Raw genomic sequence first — 23,088 nt, 5'->3', positions numbered from 1 at the left:
CTGTGATTCAAGGTGTGTCGTCTCTTCTTTTTGTTTTCAGAAAACTCCGTACAGAATCACTATCCCCTCACAAACATAAAAGCGTGAGGTCGTGTTCCATCGGAGTTTTATCTTTAGGAAATATCCACTTTTACTTCACCCAGGCAAGTACCAGCCCATCGTAATCCGGCAACATGGTCGTCACCAGACGCGGGTCACTTGCCATCTGTTCATTGAAACGACGAACAGCAAGCACGGCCGGGCCCTGCTTGTCCGGATTCAGTGTACGACCACGCAGGAAACAGTTATCACCAACAATAACAGCACCTGGCCGAGCCAGCTTGATGGCATAATCGAGATATACCGGATAATTCTCCTTATCTGCATCAATAAAGAAGAAATCAAATGTGCGACCTTCCTGCTCCAATTGCTCCAGGCTGTCTGCCGCCGGGCCAATGCGGTACTCCACCTTTTCGCCAAAACCGCCTTCCTCCAGATGACCACGCGCCATTGCCGCATATTCCTCTTTCAGTTCCAGCGAAGTCAGGGTTCCATTCTCACGCAAACCACGCGCAATGCAGATCCCACTGTAACCGCCCAGCACGCCGATTTCGAGCGCAGCTTCTGCTTTGGATGTCTTCGCTAGAAACGTGAGCAATCGTCCATATGCCGCCGCAACCGAAACTTCCGGCATACCGTTCGAACGGATGGCCTCTTTCACTTTCAGCAAAAGCTCATCCTCTTGAAATAATTGATTTACATATTCATCAGGGGTCAGATTCACCACTAAAATCCTCCTCGGACACTTGGACTGCTTTCCATATGGATGCCAATGTTCTATAATAAATGTTTGTTATCAACACAGGCGGTTGACTGGTGCATCACCTTGAAAGAGGAGTGCATACGTTCACCGCATTTCTCATTGTAAGTTTTTTCACGGAAAGCGGCAAGGCCGCACCGTCACTATACAGCAGAGAGAAGGATTTCCCTTCTCCAGCTTGAAATGGAGTTGAAATGAATCACATGGCTCAATTGCAATTGATTGCAACCTCGGCGATGGGACTCGAGGCTGTTGTTGCCCGGGAACTGAAACAACTGGGGTATGAAGATGTTACGATCGACAATGGCCGGGTTTTCTTCACAGGAGATTATATTGATATTTGCCGTTGTAACCTGTGGCTGAGAAGTTCGGATCGTGTATTGGTGAAAATGGGTGAATTCCCTGCCACGACTTTTGACGAATTGTTTGAAGGCACCAAAGCGTTGCCTTGGGAAGAGTGGATTCCTGCCGACGGCGAATTCCCTGTAGAGGGTCGTTCTCAAAAATCCCAGTTAAGCAGTGTGCCTGCATCACAAGGGATCGTGAAAAAAGCAATTGTAGAGAAACTGAAGCTGACTTATGACACAGAGTGGTTCCCAGAGGATGGATCTCGTTATGTGATTGAGGTCATTCTGCTGAACGATCGCGCCCTGCTTACTTTAGATACAACGGGACCAGGTCTGCATAAACGGGGTTATCGTAAACTCGTCACCGAAGCGCCACTGAAAGAAACGCTTGCTGCAGCTCTTATTCAGCTCAGTCGCTGGAATGTATCCCGTCCATTTTATGATCCATGCTGTGGATCAGGCACAATGCTGATCGAAGCCGCTATGATCGGCTGGAACATTGCACCAGGACTTCGTCGGACCTTCAACTCTGAGGACTGGGCTGTCATTCCTGAAGAATTGTGGGAACAGGCGCGCGAAGAAGCATTTGATGCTGTACGTGACGATGTCCCGTTACAGATTTCAGGTAGCGATATTGATCCTGAAGCGATTGAAGTTGCTATGGCAGCGATCAAAAGTGCTGGGTTCGCCAAAGATATTGAAGTCAGCGTCCTGCCCGCTCATCGCGCTAGACCACAGGGTGAATATGGTGTCATCATTACCAATCCCCCATATGGTGAACGTTTGAGTGAAGAAAAAGAAGTTCAGAAGTTGCTCCGCTCATTAGGGCGCAGTTATCTCGATATGCCAACATGGTCCTTTTTTGCCATCACGTCAACCAAAGCTTTCGAGGAGTATTTCGGTCATAAGGCAGACAAACGTCGCAAGTTGTTCAACGGACGAATTGAAACCCAGTACTATCAGTATTTGGGCCCACTGCCTCCACGAAATAAAACACCACAATCTTCATAATTGTTTCGAATCTAAAGTGCTCCTGCCATTCATGGCCGGGGCGCTTTTTTTTGTGCGTTATTCTAGTCATATGAATTCACCGACTTCGGTCTTCGCTTCCGCAGAAATCAATTCTCCCTGAGGCATAGTTGAAAACACATGAGGCCACGCTATAATGGATGGAGCCCTATTTTACACTCCGATTACAAAACAACAAAAGCAAGGGGGACATACATATGGTTGTCACTCGGCCTACGCGTAGCTCCATGCCACGCGGGCTTTTAAATCATCCATTAACGTTATATCTTATTTTTCTTGTGCTCATGCTGCTCAAACTCATGTGGCTCCATCACAATCTTCACGCTTATAACATTACGATGGGACTGCTGGATAAAGTCATTGCTATTGGATCTTTACTACTCTTGTCCTTCTGGACCTGGTTGCTACCACGTAGAGGAATGATCGTGTCTCTCGTGGTGCTTAACCTGCTGCTTACCGCACTAATCTACGCCGATATGGTGTATTATCGCTATTTCCAGGATTTCTTGACCATCCCGGTATTGTTGCAGGCGAGACAAGTTGACGCATTGGGTGACAGCATCGCTACATTGATCTACACAAGCGATCTATGGTTCTTTGCCGACTGGCTTGTTGTCATTCCATTCGCAGCTATCGTACTGTTCAGCAGAAATTACCGTTCGAAGTACTCCAGTAGATCTGTTCATGGCTATGGGAGTTATTCGTACAACGATGGCAAGGCACGGTTGCGCCGCCGTCTCACGGCTGGCAGCATTGCCCTTGTGCTGGGACTTGGCCTCGCGGTCGGCCCGATTTATTTCTACAGCAAAACATGGGCCAAAGGCCTGTTTGATAACAACTGGTGGAATGTATCCATGTACAATGTGACTGGACTGCTCGCTTTTCACGGTTATGATCTGTACAACTATGCCAAAGACCACATCGGCTCCGGGCCGCAGGCTGATCCCGCTGATGTTGAACAAGCAAAGGCGGTTTTCGCCGAAAGGCAAGGAACTGCCCCGCAGAATGATGCCTTGTTTGGCAAATATAAAGACAGCAATGTCATCATTGTTCAGGGTGAGGCTTTTATGAACTTCATGATTGGCCAGAGCATTGGCGGTCAGGAGATCACACCCCATTTTAATGAACTGATGAAGGAAAGTCAGTATTATAGTCACTTTTACCACCAGACCGGTCAGGGCAGAACGTCAGATGCCGATTTTGGCGCAAATATTTCCCTGCATCCACTTCCGGTTGGATCCGCGTTTGTACGTTATGCAGACCATACGTATGATTCACTTCCTTCCATTCTGAAGGATAACGGGTATAGCACCAACGTATTTCACGCTTATGAGAGCGGCTTCTGGAATCGGTATACGATGTATCAGAACATGAAGTACGACAAGTTTTATAGTAAAAATGATTTTGCACAGGATGACCCGCTTGGCTGGTCCCTGTCTGACGAATCCTTTTTCCGCCAATCCGTTGAGAAAATGAGCAGTGAGGTGACCGAACCGTTCTATTCCTTCCTCATTACACTCAGCAGTCACCATCCATACGCCCTGCCTAAAGAGAAACAGCAACTGGATGTAGGCGAGTTCCAGGGGACCATGTTTGGTAACTATCTGCAATCCGTTCATTACGTGGATTCGGCGCTCGGCAAGATGGTCGAGGATCTGAAAAATCGGGGATTATGGGAAAATACCATTTTTATGTTCTACGGAGACCACGACAACTCGATTAAGGAACAATCACAATACGAACAGTTCCTGGGACGTTCACTGAACGAACTGGATATGGCACAGATCATGAACGAGGTCCCCCTGCTCGTGCATTTACCGGACGGAGCAGCTGCCGGAACCATCAACGAACCTTCGGGACAACTGGACATCACGCCTTCCGTACTGCATTTGCTAGGCTTATCCGACCAGTCCTATTATCACATGGGTAACGACGTATATGACGGGTCTGGGCGTACGGTTGTGCTGCGTAATGGCACATTCTCGGATGGTTCTGTATTCTATATTCCATCGGATGATTATATCTATGAGAGCGGTGCTTGTTATGACCTGTCCACACGCGACAAAACGGACATCAATGCTTGCCGCCCCGGTCATGATGAAGCAACCAAACGATTGCATGTCTCGGACACGGTCATTACTTATGATTTGATTCAGCGCTTTCGAGAGGAAGACAGTTCAACAGCAACATCGCAATGAACAATATCGTAATGACAAGCTAAACAAATACACGAAATGAATTAAATTGGATTTAAAAAGGAGAACTTGCATTACATGACATCACACACTGAACCACTCAATATTGAACAGCAATTGTTCGATGCAGCCGCAAAATTTGTGAAGCAACGTTATCCTCAGGGATGGGGCGGTGCGGGTGCCGTCTATACCGAAGCTGGCTCCCTGCTGATTAGTGTAGCTCCAGAGGTCATCAACGATGCCACGCATCTGTGTATGGAAACAGGAGCTTATCTGGAAGCCCACAAATTGAACGAACGCGTCACCCACTCCCTCTGTATCGCTCGTAATGACGAGCATTCAGAATTTAAGGTTCTTACACCTTGCGGTGTATGCCAGGAACGATTATTTTACTGGGGCGAAGAAGTCAAAGCTGCCGTATACGATCCTTCTGGCCAACTGGTCTTCAAGAGACTGGATGAGATTCAACCTTACCATTGGTCCAAGGCATATCGGGATAAAAAGTAATCTCCTTGCGAATTATAGAAAGTGGCTTTATAATTGTAACCATATTAGTTTCAACTAAAAGGATGATGGAGGTTTTAATAAAATGAATATTGAGATATGGTCTGATTTTCTGTGCCCTTTCTGTTATATCGGTAAACGCCGCCTGGAGAATGTACTGGAACAGTTCCCACACCGTGATGAAGTGAAGCTGCAATTCAAAAGCTTCGAGCTTGATCCAAACGCTGCATTGAACCCAGGCAAAACCAATTCGGAATATTTGGCTGCCAAATATAATATGAGCGTGGAACAAGCCAAAGGTATGAATGCCCAGATGAATGCCAATGCTCGTACGGCAGGACTGGAATACAATATCGATGCCATGATCCCTACAAACTCCTTCTCAGCTCACCGCTTGACACACTGGGCAGATACACAAGGCAAAGCGCTTGAACTGAGTGAACGAATCTTCCAAGCTGTGTTTATTGAAGGTAAACACTCCGGCGACACTGAAGTGTTGGCTCAGTTAGCAGAAGAAGTCGGCTTGGATCGAGATGCAGCTACGGCAGTGCTGTCCAGTGATCAATTCACCGACAATGTCCGTGCTGACCAAGCAGAAGGAGAGCAACTTGGCATCCGCGGTGTACCATTCTTTGTATTCGACCGCAAGTTCGCCGTATCGGGCGCTCAGCCTGACGAGGTGTTCCTGGATGCCATTCAAAAAGCATGGGACGAGCGTTCCCCATTCACCATGGTTGAATCCAACACAACAGAAACAGACGGCAGTGGCATCTGCACAGATGACGGATGCGAAGTCCCGAAAAAAAATTAAGCCAATTCACACACAAAAAGCAGCAGGATCAGGGAGTATCCCCTGATCCTGCTGCTTTTTTATATGCTTCTTAATTACCCACCAAATTTAAAGATGGATTTATAATTTTCACGATAACGGAGTGGGCAGAAAAAAGCTGGAGAAGCAGAGCGCTCGCATTTATCACCGGATTTCTCCCTTGATACAGGGAATTTCAAAAAAATCCGAGGATAACGGCGATCGAAAGATTGTTCTGCACAAGTAGTGTCTTAGCGTGACCGATTATGCTACATCTTAAACCCACGAAGAACGATTCCGTAACCGGAACAATCACAAGTAGTTCATCAAACACTTATATTCAATTAGCGCCACCCACTTAATCCCAGAACAGTTGATCCGGATGTGGACCCGTCCGCTTATCTGAATCCAGTGCATCAATCTGTCTCAACTCATCAGGTGTCAATTCAAAGTCAAAGATGTCCGCATTCTCACGAATACGCTCCGGGGTAACGGACTTCGGAATCGTCACAATCTGATTCTGAATGTCCCAGCGCAGAATGATCTGTGCTGGCGTTTTCCCATATTTCTGGGCCAGCGCTTTGAGGGTGGACTCTTGGTTCAGCTTACCTTTCATAATAGGACTCCATGCCTCCAACTGAATTCCCTGCGCCCCGCAGAAATCCTGCAGTTCCTGCTGGATCAGACCCGGATGCAGCTCTACCTGATTAACCGCAGGTACCGTTCCGCCCTCATCTATGATATCTTGCAAATGATGTACTTGAAAATTACTCACACCAATCGCACGGATGCTTCCTTCGCTATATAGACGTTCGAATGCTCTCCACGTCTCCTTGTACTGGTCTCTGCCAGGCCAGTGAATTAAATAAAGATCAATCACATTCAGTCCAAGTGCCTTCTGACTGGCTTCAAATGCTCTCAACGTTGAATCAAATCCCTGATCCTCATTCCAGAGCTTGGTCGTCACAAACAGTTCGTTACGGGCAACACCACTGCTTGCAATAGCTTGTCCCACTTCTTCCTCATTGCCATAGATGGACGCGGTATCAATACTACGATATCCAACCTCCAAAGCGGTCTCAACCGCCTGTTGTACTTCCTTACCTTTTGCTTTATATGTTCCAAATCCTAGCCATGGCATCGTTACTCCGTTGTTCAGAATCGTACAATCTGTAATATGTTTTGTCATTCTGTACCTCCCGTATGGAATTTTGCCTGCTCTTGTTCTATTAACCTTCTCACAGAATTTTAAGCGACCATTCGACATACTGCCGGAGTAAACCCATGGACCCAGAGTCTTTGCAAAAGATATGAAAAACCCGCAAAGCATTGCTGCCCTGCGGGTTCTGATGTGACAGGAACGTTATAAATCCCTTTGACCGTGCTGATTCTGGATTGAATTCAATCTTCTCTTCTCCTCGATGAACATTTCCTCTGCCAACTCAACACCTTGCCCTCCGAGTGAAAGCTCTGCTTGTCGCATCGCCTGCTCCGTGTGTGCCAGACGTCGTTCCGCCTGTACAATGGTCTGTGCCGTCGGATGAGACATGGCCTGAGATACAGCATAATGAAGCTTGTTCACCGCATTTTGCGCCTGAGATACGGTGGTATCGGCTTGCAAACTGGAATCATAACGCTTCGGCATGAGTATTCCTCCTTGGGATTATCATGTTCCTGTTACCCCTTTAGGATGGATAACACAAGCCTTCCTTATTCTTCTTTTGTGTTTTTATCGTAACTTTAGTTGATTACGCTACGTTTATTACATAATCATGCCGAATCAGGAGGAATTCATTTGAAGAAAATATTACTGACACTTTGCATGTTGCCCTTGCTCATTTGGGTACAGGGCTGCACTCCTGCTACATACGAGATAGAAGGATATACAGCGTCATCCATGAACCCAGACATCCCGGTTCCAACCAATGCAAAACTTATTGAAAACATAGCTTATTCCGATCATCCCACTCTTAAAGAAGGTGTTAAGTATGAGCTGAAACATATTGGGGGTGAGCAAGGACTCTACCCGCCAATGGATTATTTTCAGAAGCTAGCGGATACAGGATGGGTGGAATTAGAGGAAGAACGGCTGGGACATGTACATTTTCTGAAAAAGGATACTACCGTCATTGCCATTGAAATTCGAGAAGATACCTTCCAAATTACTGAGTTGGTCAAAGGTGCTATGGAGTAACACACCCTTTCACCGCTACCCAAACGCAAAAAAGGAGAGGCACGTAGCCTCTCCTTTCTGATGTGTGGACAGTTTTCTCCACTCACCTTGTTATATCCTACTACTTCACAAACTTTGCGACTTTGGCGAGCACTTCTTCTTCTGTCGGCGCACTGATATACCGACCATTAATAAAGACAAATGCACGTTTCGCGCAAGGACCGCAATAGGATTTGCACCCAATCTTGATCTCCGTGTCTGGAGCCATTTTTTGCAACTTGGGTACAATCGATTTCAGTCGGACATGATTACACTTTTCGCATACGCGGATATCGTTAGCCATGAGTTCCCCTTCTTCGCGCCCTTAGTGGTCGCCGTGATTACCTTGGGACGGATTCGTAATAACAAATCCCTCTTCCGGGAAGTAGAGGTAGTCAATTTTAACACCGTTCAACAAAGGCTGATCATTCGCGAGAATGACATCAATCTCTTTATCCGTAGATACAACCGTATCATTTTCTTTTGGTGTGTCTATATCCAGGCCGTAGTGAGCATGGTCACCATGTGCATGGGTGATGACAACGCGCAGTTTTTTTCCTTCGTTCTCCGGCTTGTCCAATTCAAGCTTCAATACTTTAGCAGCATTACGCGTAATTTTGCAGTTCATTCTCTTCATCTCCTATATTGTAATTGCAGGTTTCAACAATTTCAGCATTCTTAAACTACAGCATCTATTGTAAAGAAAGTTACCGCTCTTCGCAATAACATTGATGCGAATTCATTGTTAAACCTATCCATTTAGGCACAAATTAAGAAGGAGCCCCTTCCTGAAGCACAGGATATTTACGTTCTGCCTGGCTTACAAACCAGTTCATCAGAATCAAAGTGACCCCGATATCATCGATGGGCATAAACGGCATTACGTCAGGAAGTACCCAGTACAACAGCGCTGGAATAATAAACAACAGCTTTTCTCCCAAAGGAATCTGCGGAGCCCGGAGCAGCCGGGGGAGCCTTTTGAAAACTTGTGTCCATCGTTTGAACGACAGTAGTCTTCTCCACTTCATTTGAATCCCTCCGTATAATTATATATGTCGCCGAAAAGGCACATCCATCATTACCCGTTCGAAAACCATTCAGAACGAATGACGTAACATGCCATTATAAAAAATAATAAAAACGGAACGTCGCTCATAGCGTCCGTTCCTGTTATACGAATGATCTACTGTTAAGTTTCACACCATCATAATTCAGGGTCTTGCCTCATTGTCCATTGGATAACAGTTCAGCCAGCAACATTCCCACTTCTATACAAATATCATCAAACTGTTCTACGGGAAGCGGATTAACACCCAATCCAACTTCTACCGTGAAGCCCGGTCTACCGAAATCTTGAATAAACCAGTCCTTGTATCCGGCATCACTGCCACCGAGCTTCACCGCCTTGTATCCGGAAGCTTTGGCAAGTCTACGCGACAGCGGTCCACTCTCCCTGGGTTCCAGATCACGGTAGTTCCAATAGATCTCCTGTCCCTGACTATGCAGGGATACAACCGCATCAAATGTGTGTTGCCGCGTCCACTGCGCAAGCGCCTGTGCCTCCGGTTCTGTCAATGGCGCTGTTCCCGCATAATCCCTGGGGCCAGGTGAGGTCATACCTCTTCTCGCTGCCTCTTCATCCCAATGGGCTGGAAATTGATCATTCAGATCCACCCCTCTGATATTGGCCTTCCAATGGGTGAAATGTGATCTGTCCGCATTCCAGGCTAACAACTGCTGTGCATGTGGATGCTGATTGACCACACCTTCCTGAACCAGTTCAACCCCGTCCGGATTAACCATCGGCACGGCCCAGAGTGTCGTCTCTTGCATCCAGCGTTCTGTCTGGTATTGATGCCATGCCCTATGCGCACCATACGCCTCGGCATACTCTTCAATAAACTTCATCAGAACTGCTGTTGTCAACCACTCATTCGCATGAACGGAAGCGTTAACATGGATATGTCTCGCCCCTTGCCCAATACGCAAATAAGGCAGTGACTTGCCCATGACACTTGTTCCGATTGAACCCGTTTCAATAAACGGGTATTGATTCTCTAGCTTGTCTATATCCCTGATTAATTCTCGATAACCATACTCTCCCTGAATCTTTACAATAGTTTTTCCATTCGAAGCCGGAATATGAATACAGCGACCAACCCAGTCGGTTATATTGGTGATTTCGGGATTGGCCTGGCGCAACAACTCTTCGTCCAGACCAAATCTCCCTGCAATCTCCCCTACACTTTCTCCAGGCGGTACAGCGTATCTGCGACCTGTCCCGGGGACAATACGCAGCATCTGACCTGCCAGCAAGTATGGCTGAGAAGCCACTTCCGGGTTTAGTGCAGCAAGTAACTCTTTGGTCATATGGTGTGCTGACGCAATACGCGGCAATGTATCTCCCCGCTGAACGATAATCCACTGCAGATCCATGTTGTTCTCCTTTCCACAGGAAAAGACAGGTCTCCTGTCCAGTTCTGACCAATTTCGTGTCTGTAACATATGTATGCAGGTCAGGTTGTCCGTCATGTGACAAGAATCATGTTTATCTCCTGTTAATGCATAATGACGACAAAAAATCCCGGAACTTCACAGTTCCGGGATAGTCCACAGCCAAAATACATTAATTAAAAGTCTTATTCATGCATAATTTGAATATAACTATGATAATTGCGTTACCTGCCAGACAACAGGGGTCTTGGAGATCTGCTCCCCCAACCATCGACGGGTGATATTCTGGAACATTCTCGGGTCACCCGTGCAGAAAAATTGATGCACCGGAGTCTCATCCCCACTGGCCAGCTTTCGTTTATCATATAAAATTGTACTGATTTCACGTGCCGTTTCATCTGCTGAACTGATTAACTTCACTTCCTGTCCCATAACTTCCTGAATCGTGTCCATGAGAAAGGGATAATGCGTACAACCCAGAATAAGACAATCGATTGGCTGTTGTTTGATCTCGCCCAATGATTGTTCCACCGTATGTGTCGTGTGCTCGGAACGAAATTCACCTTGTTCCACCAACGGCACCAGCGCCGGACAAGCCTGACTGACCACATCAATATAGGGGGACAACTGCTTGAGTGCCGATGTATAAGCCCCACTACCTATGGTACCTGTGGTACCAATCACACCAATACGTCCTGTACGTGTCGCTGTGATTGCGGCCCGCGCACCCGGATGTATAACACCAATGACAGGCATATTCACCTTGGCACGGATATACTCCAACGCGGCTGCTGTTGCTGTGTTACAGGCGATAACGATAACCTTCGGATCGAATTGGATCAAGAAATCAACGATTTGTTCCGTAAATTGTTTTACTTGTTCGGACGAACGGGGTCCGTACGGTGTCCGGGCAGTATCCCCAAAATAAATGATCTTTTCCCGCGGGAGCTGACGCATCACTTCCTTGGCGACGGTCAATCCCCCCACACCGGAGTCTAATATAGCGATTGCTTGCTGCACGAACACACCGCTTCCTTCTTCATTGAATTGGTTCTCAAAACGATTGTTTCTCAGAGCTTTCTTCCTACCGTATGAACATTCCGGCAAAAAGGTACCTACATCTTACCCGATTTCATCGCAGGGTTCAAATTAAATCCACGCGCTACGTCATCTATGTGTGGACACGCAACAAAGCAGGCTCTCCTCTAATTAGAGGAAAGCCTGCTTATCCCAAGCTTTGCTTAGTTGTCTTCCTTGGACTCATCCGCAGGAAGCTTCGCTACGATGTCAATTTCGGGTTCATCCACTGTTTTATCGATATCATTATCAACAATGGCTGCCGAGATGCGAATTTCTTTCCCTTCAGCGCAATTGCGCCAGGATTGAATATCCTGAATTACAACATCTGCGGTCTCTTTAACTTTGGATACGATCTGCGAACTTTGTTCTCCCACGATACCAGCCAGTTCCTGACCTTTCTCCGATACCTGACGAGCACCTTCTGTAATATCCTGACGAAGTTCACGCCCTGATTTCGGCGCCAGCAATAATGCCGTTACTGATCCAACCACGGAGCCAATAAGAGCTCCCCACAACAAACTTTTGTTAGAATCCTTCACGTCACATCTCTCCCTTTACTATTGTTTAAGTACCGGATCAGAAGCAACGGTCTGTCGCTCAGCCATCCGGGCGAATGCCTACTCTGTTGATGCATTATAAGCAGCACAGGCTTGACTTGACACTCCAGATGTTAAAAATAATCTGAACGCCCTTTTTGAATGGATGCAAATGACGGCTTAAACTCAGTTCTGACGAGCCGGCTCGAGATCAGCCGCGGCATGCTCATCCCCCGGGTCCAAATCAATCACATATCGTCCAGGTGCAATCAATGCTGCCTGATGTTCACAACGCCAGCGACGTCCACCTGAAGAACCCAGCGTCTGTCCATCTTGCAGAACATCCCCCTGATCAAATATGTAATACGCTGCACCCAGTAAGGTCTGAGCCACCGTATCCGGATCAAGACCGACGAAGTGACACTGGACATCAGGTACACCCAGCGCAGATAATCCCACGGTATCCATGACCAACCCGCGCTGTTCCTCTGTACCTCCGGCTTGATACATTCGAACGTTCATGGCTGCATACAGATGTTCCTCACGTTCCTGAGCTTGCGTATATGCTTCCGGTTCAACCAGCTTATCACTGCCATACCAATACAGCGCATCACAGGTCACACTCTCCATGATTGCCAGTACAGTCTTCTGAAACAGCTCCAGGCGCTGTTTACGAGGCATGGCAGCCGTGAACATATCATGTATCCGAATGGAGTAACGCGCAGCTTCCACAGCTTGTCCCACTTCCGGCCAATGCCATGCTTGTTGCAGAGCACCGCCAAAGCGAGCACGATCTGCGATTTCATTCACAGGAAGCATACAAGTCTGAGCAGGGATATCCCCTTCCTGGAAGGATACCTTGTGGTCCAGATGATAGAAGACAAGCATCTCATGCTTTTGCCCTCCGCTCTCTTGTTTCACATCCAGTCGGACTTGTCCTGTATGACGGATCATAGCTTCCTGCAAACGCAGGCGATCCACCTCTGGACGTTCCCGGAACAAAAGTTCAACCATATACACCGGATGGAATCCGGAAGGTGTTTCATTTGTTTCGTTACTTTCAGTATTTACTTCATTGAATTCTTTTGATTCATTTGTCATGCGATTTCCCTCATTCCTTACGCTGTCCCTCGGCTTGTGCCGTATTGAAAGGACCAAGTTCTTTTTCCACGTAGGCGCTAACCTGAGTAGTAAAATGTTCAAGTATACTCGGCAACTCTACACTAAGCGGATGGAGCTCAGACCGCTCCCAAGTGTAATAATCCTGCACCAGTGGCTTGCGTAACGTGACAAGCTGACGCAATATCTCATAGGTCGGATTATCAAAAACCTTTTCTTCATAATTAATCTGAATAATATCATCATAGCTGCTTGCATCTCTCATGATGAAGCCGTCTATCAGATAACTTCCCACATCGGTAACAATCTCGATCGCCAGGTGAAGACAACGTTCCTGTACCATACCCAGCATGAGACTGCCATCCCAAGCTTCTGCTGCCCCGCGAAGCCCTTCAGCTACTTCCGGTACAGCAGCAAGCCGGCGGGCAATCTGTTCTCTGTTTACATAATACATTCGTTCACTTCCCGTTCAGTGAGTTATCGGTTCCGTTTCCCTCTTCGCTTAAGCCAGAATATCATCACAGGACAAGCGATTAGAAACACAACAAAAATATATAGAAATTCCATAACGTCTCTTAAATCGCTCATGCAGAGTCCCCTTTATCTCAACGTAGTTTGAATGACAGATCAGATTTCGTAGTCCACTGCAATTGACTGTTCTCTGACTTCGTTCATGTACTTGATAACTTCCTGATGAAGCGGGTGTACCTGATACGCCTGGAGATCCTCCAGTGACGCAAACTCCGCCGTGAGTGAAATGTCGAACGATCTCTCCGAGCGAAGCACATCAATCCCGATTTCAAGTGAAACCAGGACATCAATTTTACCTTCCAGATTGCGAAGCACCTGGGCTGCAGCTTCAATGCTTTCTGCTGAGCGATCTTTCATTTTGAACAGGACAATATGTTTTATCATCTGGGCAAACACCTCGTTTAATATAATAGTAGAAATGAATGAATTTTCATGTATCCAAAATATATCATAACGTTCTCTATTACGAAAGGATACTTGGAAACGTTCTCTTGATTAAGAAAAACTAATCCGAACCGTTTCCTTTCGATTCGGATTTCTTTTGAGATCCATCCTCTGTCTGTTTCACGGAGTCATCCTGCAAAGTTTGTCCTGTTTCAGCCTGCTGTTTGATGTTGTCCGGGGTTTGCTGCGGTTTGGACCATTCACGATTCGTCAGATACTCCTGATCCTCCTGTTTCTTCAACACTGCAATGGCCTGTCTGAGCTTTGCAGGCAATGGAAGACCGATTTTGGCATAATTCTCGGTAATCGAAATGAGTTCATTCACCAGATAGAAATAAATAGCTCCGCCTTTGATAAAATCGGTTCCCATGATCAGATCAATTCGATGAGCAAGCAAAACAACGGTCAGCATGAGCCCTTTGCGAGCAATCCCCCAGAATCCAATGTTGCTATTCAACCCGGTACCTGTTCTTACCGCCGCTGCCAAACCTGTTATATAATCCACAGCCATCGCGACCGCGAGCAGGCTCAGCAATTGATCCCATCCGCCAAAAGCAAACGTAACAAATGCTCCCGAGATGACAGCAAAGGTATTCACAGATAGATGCACGTTCCTCACCTCTCCTTTACACTTGAGTATCATACAATATATGTAAAAGTAAGAGATTTGACAGGTCACATGTCATGCTGAACATGCGGATTTATCATTTCAGATTTGTGCACATCCTCTTCGCAACAGGGGAACGAAAATCACATGCTTTTGGGGAATTCAGGGAAATAAACCGCATCATATCAACAAAAAACAGATAAAAGTTCTTTAGACCTAGTAATAAGCAATTAGAACTATATTATTTTTATTCCTGTCCAATTTCTCCCCACATTTTTAGTGAAACATTGTAATCTAGGAATATACTAGGATGTGAATTGCGCATGGTCTAGTTCGTAGTTCCCTCTTTATCGTGAATTGACGCATTGACGCATTTGTAACAGGTAATCCCGGCACTTGAAAGTACCCCGTTGTTTATTGTAGTATTTGGTTAAAAAAAATCGGAGGAAATATGCCTAATCAACCAGAACAACATTCCATCCAGGCGTGGTCTCTGATCAACCGTAAATACTTGGGAAAAGGCGTCCGTGTTAAACGATTCCGAAAACCGACACGCTGTCAAATCCGCAATCGTGTTCTTCTTGCCGTGCTGATGGCCAATGATATCAAGTTGTCCCAGCTTGCTGAAGACCTCTCCATCTCTTCACGCAGTGTCAGTGCGTGGGTATATGAAGGACGGATACCCGGCAGTACCAATTTGGACAAGACTTGCCAATTACTCGGCTACCCGCGTCATATTCTCTTCAATGAAGAAGTTGTGCGTAATAGCCCTGTCATATGTCAACCCGAGTCATCTCGCTTCATGAAGCGTACGGTGACCCGTTCTCCGGTTAGTAACCGTATTTTGACAGGCTTGTGTATGGTCCATGATCTGTCGGTGACAGATGTCAGCCACTGGATCGGGGTTCATCCCGGCACTTTCCGCAAATGGCTGCATCAGGGAACACTGCCTTCTGCTGCATTTCAGGAACAAGCGGAGCAATTTTTCCGTATCCCGAAAACTATTTTGTTCGCAGATGTCATCTTGAAAGATCGTCGCAACAACTAAATAAGCGAACAGCCAAAAGGCTCTGATCTCCCCATAGGGAGGCCAGAGCCTTTTTTAAAATAAATGCATGCCTTCTCTCTCGGACTTGAAGCACTGTTCTGGCTATTCCAGCAGAAATGTCAGATAACCTACCCTTTTTCGTCTTTTGCTCCCAAGGAGAGCCATCACAGCCCGCTACAAGTGAAGTTTATGCATTTCATCATGATCATTCTCTCTAAAAGGTCATCCTAAACTCGTGTTTAACACTTCATTGATATATCTCAATCCGGTATATCGAGGACGAAGCGTATGCGCTGTGTTGAATGCATGTTCCACCATCTCCGGGGTTACACCAAGTTGCTCAGTAGTCACAGGTCCACCTACTTGTTCCAACCATGCGATGAGCTGAGTAGCCTCCGGCAATTGGTCATATATCCCAAACACCGGTTCACCCGATGTCTGTGCAAGTTCTTTATATTTCACCGTAAGCAATGCACAAGCTACGCCAACTTTGGCACCATGCAGAACCGGCCTTTCTCCCGCTTGCATCAGATCCATCTCCAAAATATGGGACAGATGATGCTCACCTCCGGATGCCGGACGGGAATGGTCAATGATCAGCATGGAGATACCGGAAACAATTAGTGCGTCCATTAATACAGCTACTCCCTCTGCTCGCCCCTCCGCAATCGCTTGTACATGATCTATGCAGGTATTCAGCGCTTCTTCTGTCATCCGATAAGCAACCGGACAGAACGGTTCCCCGCCCAGATCACGAGAAACAATCCAATCTGCAAGGGAAGTATATTTGCCAAGCATATCTCCGAATCCGGCAGCCGTCATCACTTGGGGAGCTTGCTCCAGGATATTCATATCGGCAAAAATGGCTTCAGGCGGAACAGCCTGAAATGTCTGTTTGATTTCGCTTACAATTAAGGGTGCACCCGCAGAGGTAAAGCCATCTACTGAAGCCGCTGTCGGTATCGACAGAAAGGGCTTATTCATTTTGGAACAAACAAATCTCACCAGATCATGAATGGTACCTGAACCCACCGCAATTACAGCCTGACTTTCGAGTCTCACACCCAACATAACCTGCACAATAGCTGCTTCATCCGCAATGATATCCCCCGTGCGATTCTCCGGAAGAGCGATCTCATCCACATGCATTCCCGCTTCGCGAATACTACTCAGCACATCAGATCCGGCGGCCCGAAACGTATGTCGATCATAAACAACCGTCACCTGACGATATCCTTGCTCAGACAAATAACCCGGTAACCTCTGAATGGCCCCAGCTTCCAGATGTATCAGCATATCCACCACTCGGTGTTGATGACCGCAAGCACACTGCTGTGCTTCCTCATTCCATGCTGCAATTCGTTCGTTCATATTCATTCGCTCTTACCCTCCCATATGAGATATCATGCATAATTAACGGGTTAAAACCACAAGATAAAAAAAGAAATAAAATGTGATGATTTTCCTGATCACACTTTACTGCCTGTACCCAATATTTGCAAATCCATATCTCACATTTCCAAGTAGGTGAAGCAATGAAATTAACGAAAGAATTAGGAATTTCGCTCGGATTTCTCGCTGGAACCACTTTTGGCAGCGGTATCGCTTTTTTGTTTCGTCTCCAGTCGGTTGAAGTGGTTGCCAGTGTAACGCTATTTGGTATTGCAGGAGCCATTGCCGGGATCATCACGGCAGTCATTCTGCGCCAGCGGCAACATTAGCATTAGCATGCTGGTAGCAAAATGTAGGCTTCACACGAATGATCCACAAAATAAAAAAAGGTTCGTGAATTGCCCTAGAGCAACTCACGAACCTTTTTTTGTTAGATGCGGTCGAGAGGACTCGAACCTCCACGGGGGTTAGCCCACACGGACCTGAACCGTGCGCGTCTGCCAATTCCGCCACGACCGCATAATATGTATCTCCTCATCCATCGATGAAAAGCGTTCCGGTGAAACAATTCCTTGTTTTACCGTAATTCAGAGTATACATGCTCCAAAATAAAAATGCAACTTCTTTTTTTACTCATTCAAGAATAGGACATATGTCCTTTTTTCTCAACTTCAAACACCCTATCGTAGCATTAATCAACAAATATACCATCCATAAGAATGCAAAAATGAAGGAGAGATCCACCTTGAAAACAACCCATCTGTGCTTTATCGGTGCAGGGTTTCATGCATCCACGAATATTTACCCTTCTGTTGTTGAAGCCGGAGCGCAGATCCAGGCCATTGCCACACGCAGTATGGAACGCTCTGAAGCAGCTCTGCTCCGATTTGGCAGCAACGGACAAGCGTATGATAACGCTCAGCTTATGTTACAGCAGGAAACTTGTGACGGTGTCGTTGTGGTCGCCCAGCCTGTAGATCAGACCGCTCTTGTTCTCGAATGCATTGGGGCTGGCAAGAATGTATACGTGGATAAGCCGCTCGGATGGAACGCAGCGGAAGCCGCGACTGTAGCAGAAGCTGCCGAGCAGGCTGGCGTCGTTGTCATGGTCGGTTTTATGAAGCGTTATGCCCCCATATACATGAAGTTGAAGGAGCTAATTGATAGAAGTTCGCTAGGTAAGGTACGTTCATTCCAGATGAAATTTGCTGTAGACAGTACCCCATTTTGCAAGGATGAGGAACAGTTCATGAAGCTCGCTGCCATTCATATGGTTGATCTGATGCGTTACTTATTCGGAGAAGCAATACGAGTTACAGGCACAACCGTGAAGGATGGGGAACACATTAATCAAAGCATTTCCCTTGTATTTGAAAATAACGTAGTAGGTAGCGCTTATTTTACCGGCATGAGTGCTTGGTCACGGGAAAGTGAAAGTGTACTCGTCACCTTTGACAACGGATTTGCGTCAGCTGAAGAGATCAACACACTTACTGTTCATCAATCCCGAAGCTCGACCAGCCTTCCCTGGAAATCTCTCGAGGAGCAAGATACTGTGTATACACCTTCCGGATCTCCAATGTCCGGAGCTTATCGGGACCTTTATCTACGCGGGTTTGTTGGTGAAATGGCGCACTTCATCGCGTGTTGCCAGAATCAGACTGTCCCACATTCCAGTGCCAAGGATAATATTGCAACGATGGCTCTATGTGACTCCATTCTAACGTCACTGAAGTAGCGTATATACGCTCATCATCATATTTTATTCATCCAGCGAAGAGCCTAAAACCCGGGCTCTTTTTTTATCTTATAGACATCAACACATCTGCCTTCAACTATAATTAGGGTTTATAATCCGCATCATAAGTGATATGCTCTTTCATGAACTATACGTACGTTATGTAATATAACCACCCAAATAGATACTATAGAAAATCACCGGAAAGTGGAGGTGTACTTATAATGAAAAAGGACGCAACCAAGCTATGTCCCGCGCCATACGGCTGTTCCGTGGAAGTTACCCTCAGTGTGATCGGAGGCAAATGGAAAGGTGCCATTTTGTATCATTTATTCTCCGGTCCTTTGAGATTTAACGAGATCCGAAAATTGTTTCCTGACATCACCCAGCGTATGCTCACCCTGCAACTTCGAGAGTTGGAAAGCAGCGGAATTGTTCATCGTGAAATATACCCCCAGATCCCACCGAAAGTGGAGTATTCCCTCACACCATTTGGTGAAACGTTACGGCCGATTATCTTCAGCATGCGAGATTGGGGAGAAACGTATACAAATGAGGTTCTAGCCAGATCCTCACAAGAGGTATAGTACACAAAAGAAGCTGTCCCTGGTGTTTAGGGAACAGCTTCTTTACTTGCTTATTTAATAACCGATTGGATCGTAACCGTACGGTTACGTCCCTCTTCCTTCGCTTGATACAGTGCATTATCCGCCAAGTGAAACAGTTCTGTGGATGTTGTGGAGTGCTTCGGATATTCAGCAATTCCAGCCGAGATGGTCACGGAACGATCTATAGGCAATACGCTTTCTTCGACCGTTATTCGGATACGTTCAGCAATCTCAAAAGCGACGTTAGACTCGGAATTTCTTAACAAGACTACAAATTCCTCTCCACCAAACCGGGCGCAGACATCTTCTGGTCGAACAGACAATTGAATGATATTGGCAATGTGTTTTAATACTTCATCCCCAGCATGATGCCCGAATGTATCATTAATGGACTTGAAGCGGTCGATATCCAGAACAATAATGGAGAATGGCGCCTCATCCTGAATCCATTCCTGAATGACTTCTTCGAAGGTTCTGCGATTGTTCATGCCTGTTAAAACATCTGTTCTGGCATCATAGACAAGCTGGTTTGTCTGTTTCCTAAAGTTCGCCAATGCGCCAACAACTGCTCTTGTTAGAAGGTCTGCCTCTCTATTCCAGTGAGGTTTCATCACAGGCAGTTCTACTTGTCCCTTATCGACCTGATTCACCAAATCAGCCAGCATAGCAAAAGGACTGGCCAGCTTGCGTGCAACCCGAACCACAATAAGGGTCAGGATCAGGAAAGGCACTGAAGTGTACAGCAACAACATACGGATATGATGATTCAACTGATCGTACACCGTTTGGGTTGGAGACACGATTACGACGCCCCAACCTGTTGATGGAACTTTGTAATAACCTGCAAGCGAATCCACACCTGCCAGGTTTTTGTATTGTTCTTTACCGTGCTTGTTTGCTAACAGCTTTTGCACCACTTCATTTTTACTGACATTTTCACCAATTCGGTTGGTGTTTGGGTGAAATAACAAAGTGCCCTTCTTATCCACAATAAAAAAGTAGGACCCGTTACTTGTCTTGAGCTGACTGCCAAAAGACAGACTCAATATATTATTTTCCTGTAAAAAGATATTTCCACCGATCGTTCCTTGATACTCCCCTGCCGAATCAAAGATCGGTTCACTGACAAATACAATTCTGCGTTTGGTTCTGGGTGTCTGGTACGCTTCGGAGATATACGAAGTCCTCAAGCTAACTGCTTCTTTTGCTGCATTGGAACTAACATGGTGACCTACGCTAGCCTGTGAGTAAGGTGAGGTAGACCTGACTACTCCCGCTTTATCTACCAAAGAAACGGAATTAAAAAAATTACTACTATTGCGAACCAAATCCAATGTGGAATTCAACTCTTTTGTATTGGAGTGATCCATATCCGGGAAATATGTGGCTGCATATTTCAAGCTCTCCTGCATGGAATAAAAAAGCGAATCCAGCGTTTGGCTCATTTGCACAGCGCTTGCATAGTTTAGGGACAGGGTGTTATCAATGAGTGACTGTTTCTGAGATGTATAAGATGAGATGACCATGAGGGTCAATGTCATTATAACTGAAATAGTGACCAACCCGCCGAGTAAAGCCGTGAGGCTGATCTTCTTGATGTTTTTTATTTTTCTTCGTAATCTTCTAGATCTCTTGATCTGTGCAATCATCGTTTACTTCCCCCGGATTTTCATGAAAAAGCATATTCCTTCTATCTTATACGAAAGTTGTTAAGATCAAATAAAGAGACTGAGAAATCTTAACAATTACATCGTAAGATTGACGATTTAATGACATTTTACTTTCCCTGGAAGAATCACTGTTCAGAATCGCCCTAATCGACAATGATATATCCTTCTTCTGGCTCTTGTTCAACAAACCCTGCCATCTGACGAACCTGAAATTCGATCGGGTGATGACTACCCATTAAAATGCGATTTTGAACTTCATCCGCTGTTTCTGTAGGTAATGCGAATGCACGTGTATAGGCAAACTGTGCCTGAAGTGTCGTATAGATCGCATTGACAAGCCGATCGTTGCCCGCACGCCCGAACACATTAAGGATGACAGCTCCGTCCGAGTCCAGCTTGTCCTTGACCATGGCAAAAAAATCACTGGATATAAACTGCTCGGGTGTACCCGTTGCCGTAAAGGCATCAATAATAATATAATCATATGTCGCAGCGGGTTCCTGACCTAATAATTCACGACCATCCCCAATGAGCACAGGGCCTCCCTCATATCCAAAAAAGGTCTGGCTCAACTCCACGACCTCTGCGTCAAGCTCAGCCACTTTTACCTGACGATCAGACAAGTAGGTTGACAATGTGCCAATACCATGTCCCACCACAAATACGGTATCAAACTCAGGATCATTCCGTTCCATTAGATGCACCATCGCTCTCGGATACTCCAACACCATCCGGTTAGGCTCATCCAGATCCATGGCTCCCTGCACAGCTGCATTGGAGAATTCTAATACACGAAACTGGCCCTTCTCTCCATAAAGCTTTTTGGTATCATATACCGTCAGCTCATGCTGTTCACTTTTATTCCGATACAGAACTCTCACTAACCGTTCTCCCTTCGATCTCTTGCACACATTCGACATATACCTTCATTCTATTACACGGGATGACAACATACCACCCTATACTTGAAAGATCATAGTACAACAAAAAAACCGTTCCGACTCATTCGGAAACGGCCTTTTGATGAATCATTTAACACTTCTAAGACCCTATGGCCTCATGCAGAGCCTGGACATATGCTACACCCAGATTAGAGAGAGAAGTGCTCTTGTGGCTTATCCACCCTACATTAATGGATTCCTCACATTCCAGCGGTACAGGAATGATCTCGTCTCCGTTCAGATCAGCGCTAAGTACGCCCGTAGAGATCGTATAACCATTCAGACCAATCAATAGGTTAAACAATGTTGCGCGGTCATTGACCTGTATGCTTTTGGGGTGAGATAACGTACTTAGGATCTCTTCGGAAAAGTGAAAGGAATTGTACTCTCCCTGGTCAAACGACAAGTACGGATAATCCTGCAGTTGCTCGATTGCAACCGACTCCTGCTTCGCCAGCGGATTCTTCACACTGATAAAGATATGGGGCTTGGCTGTGAACAAACTCGTGAAAACCAATCCCGCATCTTTTAACAATTTGTTAATCACCTTGGCATTGAACTCATTCAAATACAGGATGCCAATTTCACTGCGCAGGCTTTTCACGTCCTGAATAATCTCGTAGGTCTTTGTCTCCCGAAGCGCCAACTCGTATTCATCCTGACCATACTGCTGTACCAGACGAACAAAGGCATTCACTGCAAACGCATAATGCTGCGTCGATACAGAGAAGTGCTGCGGGGATGGCTTGGCGTTCAGATAACGATTCTCCAGCAATTCAGCTTGTTCTACCACCTGACGTGCATAACTCAGAAACTCAACGCCTTCTTTAGACAGAGATATTCCCTTATTGGTACGTTCAAAAATAGTAATTCGCAACTCCTGCTCCAGATCCCGAATGGCATTCGAAAGGCTGGGTTGCGAGATAAACAACCTTTTGGCTGCTTCATTCATGGAACCGCGCGTGGCAACTTCGATCACATATTTTAGTTGTTGTAATGTCACTGCACTATTCCTCTTTTCGTATC

Annotated in this window: 25 protein-coding genes, 1 tRNA gene and 1 pseudogene; 9 read left to right on the top strand and 18 right to left on the bottom strand. The window is 46.1% G+C overall.

The window, feature by feature from the left end; all coding sequences use genetic code 11:
• Nucleotides 1–130 precede the first annotated feature (130 nt).
• The gene (locus MHI48_RS10275; protein ID WP_036670998.1) at nucleotides 131–763 is read right to left on the bottom strand and encodes an O-methyltransferase; all 633 of its coding nucleotides are present in this window, start codon (nucleotides 761–763) and stop codon (nucleotides 131–133) included.
• A 239-nt stretch (nucleotides 764–1,002) separates the two neighbouring features.
• Between MHI48_RS10275 and MHI48_RS10270 the strand changes: the two genes are divergently transcribed.
• From MHI48_RS10270 to MHI48_RS10255, 4 genes are all read left to right on the top strand, one after another.
• Nucleotides 1,003–2,157, top strand: a complete 1,155-nt coding sequence (locus MHI48_RS10270; protein ID WP_036609715.1) for a class I SAM-dependent RNA methyltransferase — start codon at nucleotides 1,003–1,005, stop codon at nucleotides 2,155–2,157.
• Nucleotides 2,158–2,372: 215 nt separating this feature from the next.
• The gene (locus MHI48_RS10265) at nucleotides 2,373–4,373 is read left to right on the top strand and encodes an LTA synthase family protein (protein ID WP_405143875.1); all 2,001 of its coding nucleotides are present in this window, start codon (nucleotides 2,373–2,375) and stop codon (nucleotides 4,371–4,373) included.
• Nucleotides 4,374–4,448: 75 nt separating this feature from the next.
• Entirely contained in the window at nucleotides 4,449–4,877 is a 429-nt protein-coding gene (locus MHI48_RS10260) for a cytidine deaminase (protein WP_340389963.1), read from the top strand.
• A gap of 82 nt (nucleotides 4,878–4,959) precedes the next feature.
• Entirely contained in the window at nucleotides 4,960–5,685 is a 726-nt protein-coding gene (locus tag MHI48_RS10255; protein WP_340019935.1) for a DsbA family oxidoreductase, read from the top strand.
• 355 nt (nucleotides 5,686–6,040) lie between these two features.
• On the opposite strand, the gene MHI48_RS10250 is transcribed toward MHI48_RS10255, so the two are convergent.
• Nucleotides 6,041–6,871: an aldo/keto reductase gene (locus MHI48_RS10250; protein WP_036670089.1), complete on the bottom strand. Its 831-nt coding sequence runs from the start codon at nucleotides 6,869–6,871 to the stop codon at nucleotides 6,041–6,043.
• A gap of 174 nt (nucleotides 6,872–7,045) precedes the next feature.
• Nucleotides 7,046–7,327, bottom strand: a complete 282-nt coding sequence (locus tag MHI48_RS10245) for a hypothetical protein (RefSeq protein WP_405143872.1) — start codon at nucleotides 7,325–7,327, stop codon at nucleotides 7,046–7,048.
• 150 nt (nucleotides 7,328–7,477) lie between these two features.
• Here MHI48_RS10245 and MHI48_RS10240 point away from each other — a divergent pair, with 150 nt between their 5' ends.
• A complete protein-coding gene (locus tag MHI48_RS10240; protein WP_405143870.1) occupies nucleotides 7,478–7,876 on the top strand; it encodes a hypothetical protein in 399 nt (132 codons plus the stop codon).
• 100 nt (nucleotides 7,877–7,976) lie between these two features.
• Here the strand turns inward: MHI48_RS10240 and MHI48_RS10235 are convergent, their stop codons facing one another.
• The 10 genes and pseudogenes from MHI48_RS10235 to MHI48_RS10190 all read right to left on the bottom strand — a co-directional run.
• On the bottom strand, nucleotides 7,977–8,198 hold the full coding sequence (locus MHI48_RS10235) for a DUF1450 domain-containing protein (protein WP_017689421.1): 222 nt from the start codon (nucleotides 8,196–8,198) through the stop codon (nucleotides 7,977–7,979).
• 21 nt (nucleotides 8,199–8,219) lie between these two features.
• Nucleotides 8,220–8,522: a heme biosynthesis protein HemY gene (locus tag MHI48_RS10230; protein WP_036609727.1), complete on the bottom strand. Its 303-nt coding sequence runs from the start codon at nucleotides 8,520–8,522 to the stop codon at nucleotides 8,220–8,222.
• A 142-nt stretch (nucleotides 8,523–8,664) separates the two neighbouring features.
• Nucleotides 8,665–8,922, bottom strand: coding sequence for a hypothetical protein (locus MHI48_RS10225; protein WP_405143868.1), 258 nt, complete (start codon nucleotides 8,920–8,922; stop codon nucleotides 8,665–8,667).
• Nucleotides 8,923–9,118: 196 nt separating this feature from the next.
• Nucleotides 9,119–10,330 (bottom strand): M14 family zinc carboxypeptidase, encoded by a 1,212-nt coding sequence (locus tag MHI48_RS10220; RefSeq protein WP_405143866.1) that lies wholly within the window; start codon nucleotides 10,328–10,330, stop codon nucleotides 9,119–9,121.
• A gap of 228 nt (nucleotides 10,331–10,558) precedes the next feature.
• Nucleotides 10,559–11,368 carry a glutamate racemase gene (gene racE / locus MHI48_RS10215; RefSeq protein ID WP_036610949.1) on the bottom strand — a complete coding sequence of 270 codons (810 nt, stop codon included), beginning with the start codon at nucleotides 11,366–11,368 and terminating at the stop codon, nucleotides 10,559–10,561.
• Nucleotides 11,369–11,589: 221 nt separating this feature from the next.
• Entirely contained in the window at nucleotides 11,590–11,967 is a 378-nt protein-coding gene (locus MHI48_RS10210; protein WP_405143863.1) for a YtxH domain-containing protein, read from the bottom strand.
• Between the two features lie 183 nt (nucleotides 11,968–12,150).
• A complete protein-coding gene (locus MHI48_RS10205) occupies nucleotides 12,151–13,065 on the bottom strand; it encodes a DUF4261 domain-containing protein (protein ID WP_047842352.1) in 915 nt (304 codons plus the stop codon).
• Nucleotides 13,066–13,075: 10 nt separating this feature from the next.
• The gene (locus tag MHI48_RS10200) at nucleotides 13,076–13,537 is read right to left on the bottom strand and encodes a DUF86 domain-containing protein (protein ID WP_076318399.1); all 462 of its coding nucleotides are present in this window, start codon (nucleotides 13,535–13,537) and stop codon (nucleotides 13,076–13,078) included.
• A gap of 173 nt (nucleotides 13,538–13,710) precedes the next feature.
• Nucleotides 13,711–13,998, bottom strand: coding sequence for a Dabb family protein (locus MHI48_RS10195; RefSeq protein ID WP_017689429.1), 288 nt, complete (start codon nucleotides 13,996–13,998; stop codon nucleotides 13,711–13,713).
• A gap of 286 nt (nucleotides 13,999–14,284) precedes the next feature.
• Nucleotides 14,285–14,668 (bottom strand): annotated as a pseudogene (locus tag MHI48_RS10190) (holin family protein); the annotation flags it as partial.
• A gap of 448 nt (nucleotides 14,669–15,116) precedes the next feature.
• Between MHI48_RS10190 and MHI48_RS10185 the strand changes: the two are divergent.
• Nucleotides 15,117–15,713, top strand: a complete 597-nt coding sequence (locus MHI48_RS10185) for a helix-turn-helix transcriptional regulator (RefSeq protein ID WP_017689431.1) — start codon at nucleotides 15,117–15,119, stop codon at nucleotides 15,711–15,713.
• 222 nt (nucleotides 15,714–15,935) lie between these two features.
• Here MHI48_RS10185 and MHI48_RS10180 read toward each other — a convergent pair whose 3' ends face one another.
• A complete protein-coding gene (locus MHI48_RS10180) occupies nucleotides 15,936–17,090 on the bottom strand; it encodes a sn-glycerol-1-phosphate dehydrogenase (RefSeq protein ID WP_405143861.1) in 1,155 nt (384 codons plus the stop codon).
• Between the two features lie 158 nt (nucleotides 17,091–17,248).
• On the opposite strand from MHI48_RS10180, the gene MHI48_RS10175 reads away from it, so the two are divergent.
• Entirely contained in the window at nucleotides 17,249–17,434 is a 186-nt protein-coding gene (locus MHI48_RS10175; protein WP_036609735.1) for a hypothetical protein, read from the top strand.
• A 106-nt stretch (nucleotides 17,435–17,540) separates the two neighbouring features.
• Here the strand turns inward: MHI48_RS10175 and MHI48_RS10170 are convergent.
• Nucleotides 17,541–17,624, bottom strand: a tRNA-Leu gene (locus MHI48_RS10170).
• A 226-nt stretch (nucleotides 17,625–17,850) separates the two neighbouring features.
• On the opposite strand from MHI48_RS10170, the gene MHI48_RS10165 reads away from it, so the two are divergent.
• Nucleotides 17,851–18,843, top strand: a complete 993-nt coding sequence (locus MHI48_RS10165; protein WP_405143858.1) for a Gfo/Idh/MocA family protein — start codon at nucleotides 17,851–17,853, stop codon at nucleotides 18,841–18,843.
• A gap of 224 nt (nucleotides 18,844–19,067) precedes the next feature.
• Nucleotides 19,068–19,430: a helix-turn-helix domain-containing protein gene (locus MHI48_RS10160; RefSeq protein ID WP_036609739.1), complete on the top strand. Its 363-nt coding sequence runs from the start codon at nucleotides 19,068–19,070 to the stop codon at nucleotides 19,428–19,430.
• A 50-nt stretch (nucleotides 19,431–19,480) separates the two neighbouring features.
• Here the strand turns inward: MHI48_RS10160 and MHI48_RS10155 are convergent, their stop codons facing one another.
• The 3 genes from MHI48_RS10155 to MHI48_RS10145 form a co-directional block, all read right to left on the bottom strand.
• Nucleotides 19,481–20,992 (bottom strand): diguanylate cyclase, encoded by a 1,512-nt coding sequence (locus MHI48_RS10155; RefSeq protein WP_405143856.1) that lies wholly within the window; start codon nucleotides 20,990–20,992, stop codon nucleotides 19,481–19,483.
• Nucleotides 20,993–21,264: 272 nt separating this feature from the next.
• Complete coding sequence (locus MHI48_RS10150) at nucleotides 21,265–22,002, bottom strand: spermidine synthase (RefSeq protein WP_405143854.1); 738 nt, start codon at nucleotides 22,000–22,002, stop codon at nucleotides 21,265–21,267.
• Between the two features lie 160 nt (nucleotides 22,003–22,162).
• Nucleotides 22,163–23,065: a LysR family transcriptional regulator gene (locus tag MHI48_RS10145; protein ID WP_017689438.1), complete on the bottom strand. Its 903-nt coding sequence runs from the start codon at nucleotides 23,063–23,065 to the stop codon at nucleotides 22,163–22,165.
• Nucleotides 23,066–23,088: the final 23 nt, after the last annotated feature.

The organism is Paenibacillus sp. FSL H7-0942 (genome assembly GCF_045040715.1).
GTDB lineage: Bacteria > Bacillota > Bacilli > Paenibacillales > Paenibacillaceae > Paenibacillus > Paenibacillus amylolyticus.
Note: the sequence above shows the minus strand (reverse complement) of the source record. Positions and strands in the feature narration are given on the sequence as shown.

Coding starts and splice junctions, on each gene's coding strand:
- MHI48_RS10185 (WP_017689431.1), top strand. CDS start 15,117: ATGCCTAATCAACCAGAACAACATTCCATCCAGGCGTGGTCTCTGATC.
- MHI48_RS10175 (WP_036609735.1), top strand. CDS start 17,249: ATGAAATTAACGAAAGAATTAGGAATTTCGCTCGGATTTCTCGCTGGA.
- MHI48_RS10180 (WP_405143861.1), bottom strand. CDS start 17,090: ATGAATATGAACGAACGAATTGCAGCATGGAATGAGGAAGCACAGCAG.
- MHI48_RS10160 (WP_036609739.1), top strand. CDS start 19,068: ATGAAAAAGGACGCAACCAAGCTATGTCCCGCGCCATACGGCTGTTCC.
- MHI48_RS10200 (WP_076318399.1), bottom strand. CDS start 13,537: ATGTATTATGTAAACAGAGAACAGATTGCCCGCCGGCTTGCTGCTGTA.
- MHI48_RS10230 (WP_036609727.1), bottom strand. CDS start 8,522: ATGAACTGCAAAATTACGCGTAATGCTGCTAAAGTATTGAAGCTTGAA.
- MHI48_RS10255 (WP_340019935.1), top strand. CDS start 4,960: ATGAATATTGAGATATGGTCTGATTTTCTGTGCCCTTTCTGTTATATC.
- MHI48_RS10220 (WP_405143866.1), bottom strand. CDS start 10,330: ATGGATCTGCAGTGGATTATCGTTCAGCGGGGAGATACATTGCCGCGT.
- MHI48_RS10205 (WP_047842352.1), bottom strand. CDS start 13,065: ATGACAAATGAATCAAAAGAATTCAATGAAGTAAATACTGAAAGTAAC.
- MHI48_RS10260 (WP_340389963.1), top strand. CDS start 4,449: ATGACATCACACACTGAACCACTCAATATTGAACAGCAATTGTTCGAT.
- MHI48_RS10265 (WP_405143875.1), top strand. CDS start 2,373: ATGGTTGTCACTCGGCCTACGCGTAGCTCCATGCCACGCGGGCTTTTA.
- MHI48_RS10225 (WP_405143868.1), bottom strand. CDS start 8,922: ATGAAGTGGAGAAGACTACTGTCGTTCAAACGATGGACACAAGTTTTC.
- MHI48_RS10250 (WP_036670089.1), bottom strand. CDS start 6,871: ATGACAAAACATATTACAGATTGTACGATTCTGAACAACGGAGTAACG.
- MHI48_RS10245 (WP_405143872.1), bottom strand. CDS start 7,327: ATGCCGAAGCGTTATGATTCCAGTTTGCAAGCCGATACCACCGTATCT.
- MHI48_RS10235 (WP_017689421.1), bottom strand. CDS start 8,198: ATGGCTAACGATATCCGCGTATGCGAAAAGTGTAATCATGTCCGACTG.
- MHI48_RS10270 (WP_036609715.1), top strand. CDS start 1,003: ATGGCTCAATTGCAATTGATTGCAACCTCGGCGATGGGACTCGAGGCT.
- MHI48_RS10195 (WP_017689429.1), bottom strand. CDS start 13,998: ATGATAAAACATATTGTCCTGTTCAAAATGAAAGATCGCTCAGCAGAA.
- MHI48_RS10155 (WP_405143856.1), bottom strand. CDS start 20,992: ATGACATTGACCCTCATGGTCATCTCATCTTATACATCTCAGAAACAG.